The sequence below is a fragment of the Bacillus sp. GMs2/2 genome (assembly GCF_050172095.1).
In the GTDB taxonomy this organism is placed as follows: Bacteria; Bacillota; Bacilli; order Bacillales; family Bacillaceae_G; genus Bacillus_A; species Bacillus_A cereus.
In genome coordinates, this window is record NZ_JBNLYE010000218.1 from 1 (window position 1) to 6,914 (window position 6,914).

Below are 6,914 nucleotides of genomic sequence, written 5' to 3' on the forward strand. Positions count from 1 at the left end.
CAACCGGAACAACCACAGCCAGAACAACCAAAACCACAACCAGAGAAGCCACAAACACCACAGGTCATTGAAAAACCTGTACCAACACCAGAGAAACCACAACACATTGTAAAACAACCACAACCGATGAAAGAACAACCTAAGAAAGTAGAAAGTCATTTACCAACAACAGGCGGCAAAGCTGAAAATCCATATTGGAAATGGATTGGTGTTACATTTGTCGTTCTTGGTAGCATCCTAGCTGTTTACGTAGTTAGAAAACGTAAAAATCAAGAAGTATAAAACACTCTCAACTGATAAGGGAGGGCGGGATCAAATGTGCATATTTGATGTACATTATCAAATCAATGATAGGAAATATACGAAATCATATTTACTTGCATTGGTGGAAGATGGGTTTCAGTTGCGAAAGAATATCCAACATGTTCTGTTTCAAGAGCACCAACAAGAAATTAAGGTTCTTTCTACAGATTTAGAGGAATTAGATTTAATAGCTTCATAAAAAACTGATACGAATGGAAAGGTGAGATTGCTATGTGTGGAACATTTATTGGAAGAAGTGCACAAATCCCAGCGTTTATAAAACCAAAATGGTATGACATGAGTAAGTCAAATTCCATTGTCATAGGAAATGAAGGGAATAAAATGAATCCTCAATTTGTATTTGGAGAAGAAAATAGAAATATCCTGGTACGAGGTGGAACGGGAAAAGGAAAAACAGGTTTGATGAAGCAACTTCTTAACCTTGTCATGGCAGATCATCAACAAGCGACTGTCTTAGATGGGGAGGGAGAGTATAAAGAATACGAAAAAATGGGTGCTCACATTATCACCTTTACATCAAAAGATTCTTTTCTAAGCAAAAGCGAAATAGAAACATGCAAACAATCGGACGTCGTTATCATAGATGAAGGATTAAGGTTGTATTCTAACAATCCAGGGGGATTCATCAATCTTTTAGAAGAGCTGGAGGAACTGAATGTAAGAGTTTTTGTGAGTTTTCAAGCGATACCAGAAGAATTATTGCACAGATTTGATGTGTATTTAGAATTAGACCCACTCATCGCTTAAAACTATACAATATTTCTATTTAACGATATAGATTGATAAAACAATGCAGGAGGTTCTTTTATGAAACCAATCAAGCATATGCGAAGTAAACGCGGTTTTTATATTGGTCGAGTTCCACATACAACACATACACCATCAACAAATAAGCGTACAGAAGAATGGACGGGAAGAATGGGAAAAAGCATGATTTTCTCTTCCCTCTTAGTCACATTAGACCCCTATAAAAAAGCGCACAAATCATAACATTCATGGGAGGACATTCTTTCACTGAATATCCTCCCCATTTAAAAGGAGGAAGCAAGATGGAAAAACAAGCGTATCAAAATCGTCAAGAATGCTGGGAAACGTTCTGGGAAGAACAAGTCATGGTAGATGGTGAATTAGATATCGAACAAGTAAAGCAAGAACTCTTCAATTATAAAACACTCTTAGATCAAATTAATCAACCTCAAAACGAAATCATGCAACCTCAAATCTTGATTCAACTAGCCGCAGAAGAACGAACACAAAAACATCGTGAAAAGGTACTCGCCCTTGCATAAGGTCATTTCAAGGATAGAAAGGAAGTGAAGAAGTGGCGCACAGCAAGCTCGACAAAGAAATTGAAAACTTCATAGAAAAGAACTGGAAAATGCTTTTAGGTATAGGAGCTGTTGCATTTGTCTGGTTTTCTAAAGAAAAAATCCTCATAGAATTGATGAAGCTGGTGCCAACTGTAGTCGGTGTGTTTCGTGGGATTGCTTTATTAATCCTGTTGGGAATTGTCATACGGATTGTCTTACATGGCATCTATTTGTATCTAGAAAAGAAGCGGTATCGATACGTATTATTCATTCCGCACATAGATGATGAAGTCACACCAGATAAACTAGGGCAAATGATTCGGCATGTACATGGTTCGGGTCGAAAGCCTTTAGAACGTCTATTAAAAGGTCGCGATTGGTACCGCATGACGATGTATCGTCCAGAGGGAGAAAATGAGCGGGTTCGCTTTTATGTAGGTGGTCCAGAAGATAAAATCAAACAGGTTGTGCAAGCCATACAAAGCGCCTATACCCACAGTGAAATTTATACCGTCCCAAAGGAAGAAATGCCATTTCCAACAAGGAAAGCGGTAGGAGGACGGATGGTATTAAAGAGAAAGCGGCTAGATGCCACGTTATCACTAGCACGCTATACACGTGATGTATTACCGATGTTAGGAAGTGCAATGGAAGAAAAGACATGGGTTGATGTTGCTTTTACACCAGATAACGGGTATCAGCTGACAAAAGGGATTCGAAAAGCAGAAAAGGCCATTCGAAAGAAGAAAAAGCATGGGCTAGATGCCTTTGAAAAAGAAGAAATTCGCGCATTGAATAAACGTTTTGCAAAAAATGAAGTGGCATTTCAAGTATCTGTTTCATTTGCAAGTGACTATTATCCTGGTGTACCTGTTATTAAGAATTTAGGGCATATGGTCGCAAGTATTATGGCAGATGTGAATGAGCTGAGATACAGAAGATTAAGACGCAGTATGCCAGCTGTACCACATCCCGTATACGGGAAAATGATATGGACGGGATCAGAGCTATTAAACTTGTTCCATCTTCCTAACGTAACAGGGGATAAAAACAGCAAGACAGAGCGCAACATCTTGTATCTAGATAAAGGGGAAAACATGATACCAAATGATTTATTGGCCGAAGGCATTTCAATTGGCCATGTGATGCATCCCTATATCAAGGATCGATTAGTAAAAATTAGAGAAGACTTTTTCAAGAATCATGGTTACATTACGGGAAAAGTTGGGTCTGGTAAAAGCACCATTGCCATGAGATTGATGCAAAGTGTCATTGATAAATGGCTAGAAAATCCGAATGAAGCGGGCGGATTATCTCTATTTGATCCAACCGAAGATTTGGCATATGTAGCAATGAATCGACTCTTAAAAGCGGAAAAGGATGGGAAACAAGTTGATTGGAGTAAAGTTCATTTTATCCGTTTTCGAAATACAGATCATCCACCAGCCTTGAATTTGTTTCATCGCTTTCCAAATGAAGATATCCAAACAGTGGTTGAATCCATTATGGAAATGATTAAGTTAATGATTCAAGGGCAAGCACAACAAACAGAACGATTACTAAGGGCCATTATCGGGACGTTACTTTGTGATAAGAGTCAAATTCATACGATTTTAAGTATCCCACTCTTCATAAGTGATGAACTATTTCGAGCAAATGTAATCGCCAATTTACAAGGACCAGAACAAAAATATTACTCTCACTTTTGGAAATATGAAGTGGGAAGCGCGTTAGAAGACAGCACACAAGCGATTTTAAACCGATTAGATATCTTCCGTAATACGTTGTATTTAAAGCGTATGTATGGGCAAACAGGCTTTTCCTTAGAAATTCGCAAGTGGATGGATGAAGGACACCTTATCTTTTACGATTTAGCAGGAATGGGAAAAGAAGATACATTGCTTACAGTCGGTTACATTTGTAACCAATATCACCGTATCGCCCAACAGCGGCCGCATGGTTCCAAACTACATTTAGGCGTAATAGATGAAGCCCATGACGTGCCAGTACCCGTTCTTCCTAAAATTATTGCGAAGGATCGGAAGCATGGATTTGGATTATGGGTGATTACCCAGCAAGTTTCGGGACAGTTAGACAGAGAGCTAACAGACATGTTAACAGAGGCGGGCGGAAATTACTTTGTATGTAGGCAAGGTCATAATTCCGCGAAAACGTTAGAGGGCATCATGCAAAAACAATTCCGTACAGAGTATTTGCAAAACCTTCCTAACTTAGTAGTAGCCATACAAACACAAGATTATATCAGAGGTGAGGCAAAAAATGTGTGGTGTACTATACGTGTTCCACCATTAGACCGCTATCTACCAAATGGAAAAGCGGCAAATTACAAAAACGAAAAAGAAATTCATGCATCAAATGAATGGACCAGAGCAAAGATTCATTCTTTAGAGCAACAAAATGGGAAAGCAGGATTAGAAATCGACAAGGAAATTGATGAGTTCCTATATGGAAAAGGCAAGTATCAACAAGCTGAAAAAGTCAATTTAACCAAAGAAGAACCTGTTGTGACATCGGGGCTAGATGAATTAGAAGAAAAAATTTCTTCCAATGAAGAAGTGAAAGAACCTGTTTCAGAAATACAACCAGTCGAATCCGCACATCAAGCGCAAATTATCCCATTCCGAAAACAAGCTACGACAACAATAGAAGTAAAGAAAGAAGATAAGCAAGTAAAAGAGCCTATTACAACAATCGAAAAAGAACAAACAGTATCAATCGAAACAGAAAATGTAGAAATAAAAGAGGATACACCACAAGGAGAAGTGAGCATTTTCGATATGTGGGAAAAGGAGTAAGAGGCATGGGAAACATTTTATTTCAAATTTCAGATGAACAACTACTCATGAGTTTGCATACACACATCTACTTGGATATTGAGTACATTCATCAAAAGGTGTATGTAGATTATACAAAAAAATCTGTAACAAATCGGTTATATAAGCTAGAGCAAGCAGGCTATATCCGTTACGAGTATTTACCTGTTACCTCACCACGAAACCAGAAACGAAAATTTGCGAAACCACAACGAATTTATACGTTAACACCAGAAGGAGTCGAGATGGTTCGTGGGTTTCGAGGGGAAGTGCATTGGAAAAATAGTTGGTCCAAACGTTCAGCCTCCTTTGTGTATCACAGTTTAATGTTAGCGAAAATTGAATGTGCCATGACATTAATATCTAAACGAGAAGGAAAGTTGGAATTAAAGGAATGGATTAATGAACCGCGGGCAACGTTTCAATATGCAAAAGGAAAAAATCGCGTTATACGTCCAGATGGGGTTGCGGTAATTGGATTAAAAGAAGCAATCGATAAAAACATTGGTGTATTCATGGAAATGGAACGATCTTATGGATCAAAAGAAGTATTAGAAAAAAAGATTATCCGTTATAACGACTTCATGACGCAAGAAGGAAAAAAGGCAGATTATCGGATACATGCTGGTATGGGATATGAAATACCGATATGGCGCCTGGTATTTGTCGCAGGTAGTGAAAGTAGGGAAAAAGAATTGATTCGCTACTTAAAAGGAGTAAGTAGTCCAGAAATTCCAGTGTATATCACACTGTTCCAAGATATATTACAAGACCCATTCGGGAATATTTATCGGAATATTCAAAATCCTACAGAGAAAGTGAGGTTCTAAGAATGTGTTTAGGTTTATTTTATCGATAAGCGCCAGTATTTTTCTATTAGTTATCTTTTCAGATTGGTTATTTGAAAGAGTACCAGGATCAAGAGAAGCCTGGGAAGCGGTAAAAAGTAAAGTGGTGGAAATTTACTATACGCAAGGATGGGAAGGTGTCTTGCTTTTCTTCCTGGTGGTAGTGGGGATATGGAAGATGGTGGATCATAAAGGGGGATAGAAGATGCCTTTTATTGGTTTTTTACCTACACTGGGGAATCCGATCCTGGGAGGTATTGTTGTCAGTATCTTAATGTTTTTGGCTATTGGCTATTCAATTTACCAAAGAAAATGGGAGATGTCCATTACTTGCTTTGTAGTATGGCTACTTCTTTTCTTGATAATAGTTTTTCCGAAAGAAGTAGCGGAGTTAGCGTCTAAGCTGGGTGGTCCTATATCTTTTGGAAGATAAAGAGTTCGAAAGATGAAAGGAGAGATAACGGATGTTTACACATAAAAACATCTATGAAAGAGGAAATGTGGGAGAAGTGGAAGCTCAATTTCTAGTGGAAATCTATGAGGGAATGGGGTGTGAGGAAGTACATGAGATTTGTTTGTCTCAAACAGATGTATATATGCAGAAGTTTTATCTAATGGAAAACGGAAAGATTATCGAAATAGAAATTGGATTAGATACAGATGAATTGGAATGGAAGTGTGATGGAGTAGAGCTTACAAAAGAAAAAGCCATGTTAGAAATCGAGCGTGAAATCAGCTGTTATGACATGTTCCAACAAGCAAGAATAGACAAAGGGTGGATGTTTAAAGAAAAGGCAAATAAGTTTCTTACAGTTTTAAGAGAAAAGGAGAGTGCATGATGGAGGAATTGGAAGGTTTAGAGTTTGTAAGGGCGTTTCGGGCTACAGATGGAGCGGCCTTTGAAGTGGGGAGAGATGAAGACAAACGGTATGTGGTTCATGCTAGATTCCCGTATATCACAGGCAGTCAAACGAAACTCAACAATTTTATCAATTATGCACGAAATGAAATAAAAGATGAATCAACCGCGGTTGGCATGGCTTCATTTGCTTGCGATTGCTACGAACGATCTTTACGCCATTACCGAAATTGAAAGGGGGATGAATATGGTTCAAAAGGTGAAACAGTGGTTTGCAAAAACATTTGAAAGTAAACAAGGGAAGGCAAGGAAAGCGACAAAGATTCCATCCTATAAAGGCCGCTTAATTGGAAAATGGGCCTTTTGGCTCCTGTTTTGTTGGATGCTCATTGTATCCGTCACAACCGTAGTAAAAGGAAAGGGAGATACACAGGCAAAGGCCAGTACCACTCCAAAGGAAGTTACACAAAAACAAAACCTTGCCTCGCGTCCAGAAGCGATTGAATTTGCTCGGGGATTCGCAAAAGAATACTTTACGTGGCAAAGAGGGGATGAGGGCAAGAAGAAGCGTTCAGAGCGCTTACATCCCTATATACCGAAAACATTTGATCCACAAGTTGGTTTAGATTTTGTAAGTATGCAATGGGATTCTAGTTTTCTATACGCAACTGTATTAAAAGTAGATGAGATCACAGATAAAGAAGCAAACGTAATTTTTAAAGTGAAATACAAATTAAGC

At 38.5% G+C, this 6,914-nt stretch carries 12 protein-coding genes; all 12 read left to right on the top strand.

Translation table 11 applies throughout. The features are described from left to right. A partial coding sequence (locus ACQGS6_RS20375) for an LPXTG cell wall anchor domain-containing protein (RefSeq protein ID WP_426965494.1) occupies positions 1 to 282 on the top strand: 282 nt, incomplete at its 5' end. A gap of 34 nt (positions 283 to 316) precedes the next feature. Next, complete coding sequence (locus tag ACQGS6_RS20380; RefSeq protein WP_327960659.1) at positions 317 to 502, top strand: hypothetical protein; 186 nt, start codon at positions 317 to 319, stop codon at positions 500 to 502. A 32-nt stretch (positions 503 to 534) separates the two neighbouring features. Continuing rightward, positions 535 to 1,071 (top strand): type IV secretion system DNA-binding domain-containing protein, encoded by a 537-nt coding sequence (locus ACQGS6_RS20385; RefSeq protein WP_426965495.1) that lies wholly within the window; start codon positions 535 to 537, stop codon positions 1,069 to 1,071. A 60-nt stretch (positions 1,072 to 1,131) separates the two neighbouring features. After that, positions 1,132 to 1,314, top strand: coding sequence for a hypothetical protein (locus ACQGS6_RS20390; RefSeq protein WP_000802604.1), 183 nt, complete (start codon positions 1,132 to 1,134; stop codon positions 1,312 to 1,314). A gap of 59 nt (positions 1,315 to 1,373) precedes the next feature. Continuing rightward, positions 1,374 to 1,613, top strand: coding sequence for a hypothetical protein (locus ACQGS6_RS20395; RefSeq protein ID WP_098162198.1), 240 nt, complete (start codon positions 1,374 to 1,376; stop codon positions 1,611 to 1,613). A 32-nt stretch (positions 1,614 to 1,645) separates the two neighbouring features. Beyond that, positions 1,646 to 4,450: an ATP-binding protein gene (locus ACQGS6_RS20400; protein WP_426965496.1), complete on the top strand. Its 2,805-nt coding sequence runs from the start codon at positions 1,646 to 1,648 to the stop codon at positions 4,448 to 4,450. Positions 4,451 to 4,455: 5 nt separating this feature from the next. After that, entirely contained in the window at positions 4,456 to 5,298 is an 843-nt protein-coding gene (locus tag ACQGS6_RS20405; RefSeq protein ID WP_002013905.1) for a replication-relaxation family protein, read from the top strand. A 4-nt stretch (positions 5,299 to 5,302) separates the two neighbouring features. Beyond that, positions 5,303 to 5,518 (top strand): hypothetical protein, encoded by a 216-nt coding sequence (locus tag ACQGS6_RS20410; protein ID WP_000488218.1) that lies wholly within the window; start codon positions 5,303 to 5,305, stop codon positions 5,516 to 5,518. 3 nt (positions 5,519 to 5,521) lie between these two features. Continuing rightward, the gene (locus ACQGS6_RS20415) at positions 5,522 to 5,749 is read left to right on the top strand and encodes a hypothetical protein (RefSeq protein WP_426965497.1); all 228 of its coding nucleotides are present in this window, start codon (positions 5,522 to 5,524) and stop codon (positions 5,747 to 5,749) included. A 31-nt stretch (positions 5,750 to 5,780) separates the two neighbouring features. Then, positions 5,781 to 6,155, top strand: coding sequence for a hypothetical protein (locus ACQGS6_RS20420; protein ID WP_426965498.1), 375 nt, complete (start codon positions 5,781 to 5,783; stop codon positions 6,153 to 6,155). After that, complete coding sequence (locus ACQGS6_RS20425) at positions 6,152 to 6,409, top strand: hypothetical protein (RefSeq protein ID WP_426965499.1); 258 nt, start codon at positions 6,152 to 6,154, stop codon at positions 6,407 to 6,409. Before ACQGS6_RS20420 ends, ACQGS6_RS20425 begins: the two co-directional genes overlap by 4 nt. Positions 6,410 to 6,422: 13 nt before the next feature. Then, the coding region (locus tag ACQGS6_RS20430; protein ID WP_426965500.1) for a conjugal transfer protein at positions 6,423 to 6,914 on the top strand (492 nt) is incomplete at its 3' end.

Bases quoted from the DNA above. Each gene is read 5' to 3' on its own strand.
- ACQGS6_RS20385 (WP_426965495.1), top strand. From the start codon at position 535: ATGTGTGGAACATTTATTGGAAGAAGTGCACAAATCCCAGCGTTTATA.
- ACQGS6_RS20420 (WP_426965498.1), top strand. From the start codon at position 5,781: ATGTTTACACATAAAAACATCTATGAAAGAGGAAATGTGGGAGAAGTG.
- ACQGS6_RS20380 (WP_327960659.1), top strand. From the start codon at position 317: ATGTGCATATTTGATGTACATTATCAAATCAATGATAGGAAATATACG.
- ACQGS6_RS20425 (WP_426965499.1), top strand. From the start codon at position 6,152: ATGATGGAGGAATTGGAAGGTTTAGAGTTTGTAAGGGCGTTTCGGGCT.
- ACQGS6_RS20390 (WP_000802604.1), top strand. From the start codon at position 1,132: ATGAAACCAATCAAGCATATGCGAAGTAAACGCGGTTTTTATATTGGT.
- ACQGS6_RS20405 (WP_002013905.1), top strand. From the start codon at position 4,456: ATGGGAAACATTTTATTTCAAATTTCAGATGAACAACTACTCATGAGT.
- ACQGS6_RS20395 (WP_098162198.1), top strand. From the start codon at position 1,374: ATGGAAAAACAAGCGTATCAAAATCGTCAAGAATGCTGGGAAACGTTC.
- ACQGS6_RS20415 (WP_426965497.1), top strand. From the start codon at position 5,522: ATGCCTTTTATTGGTTTTTTACCTACACTGGGGAATCCGATCCTGGGA.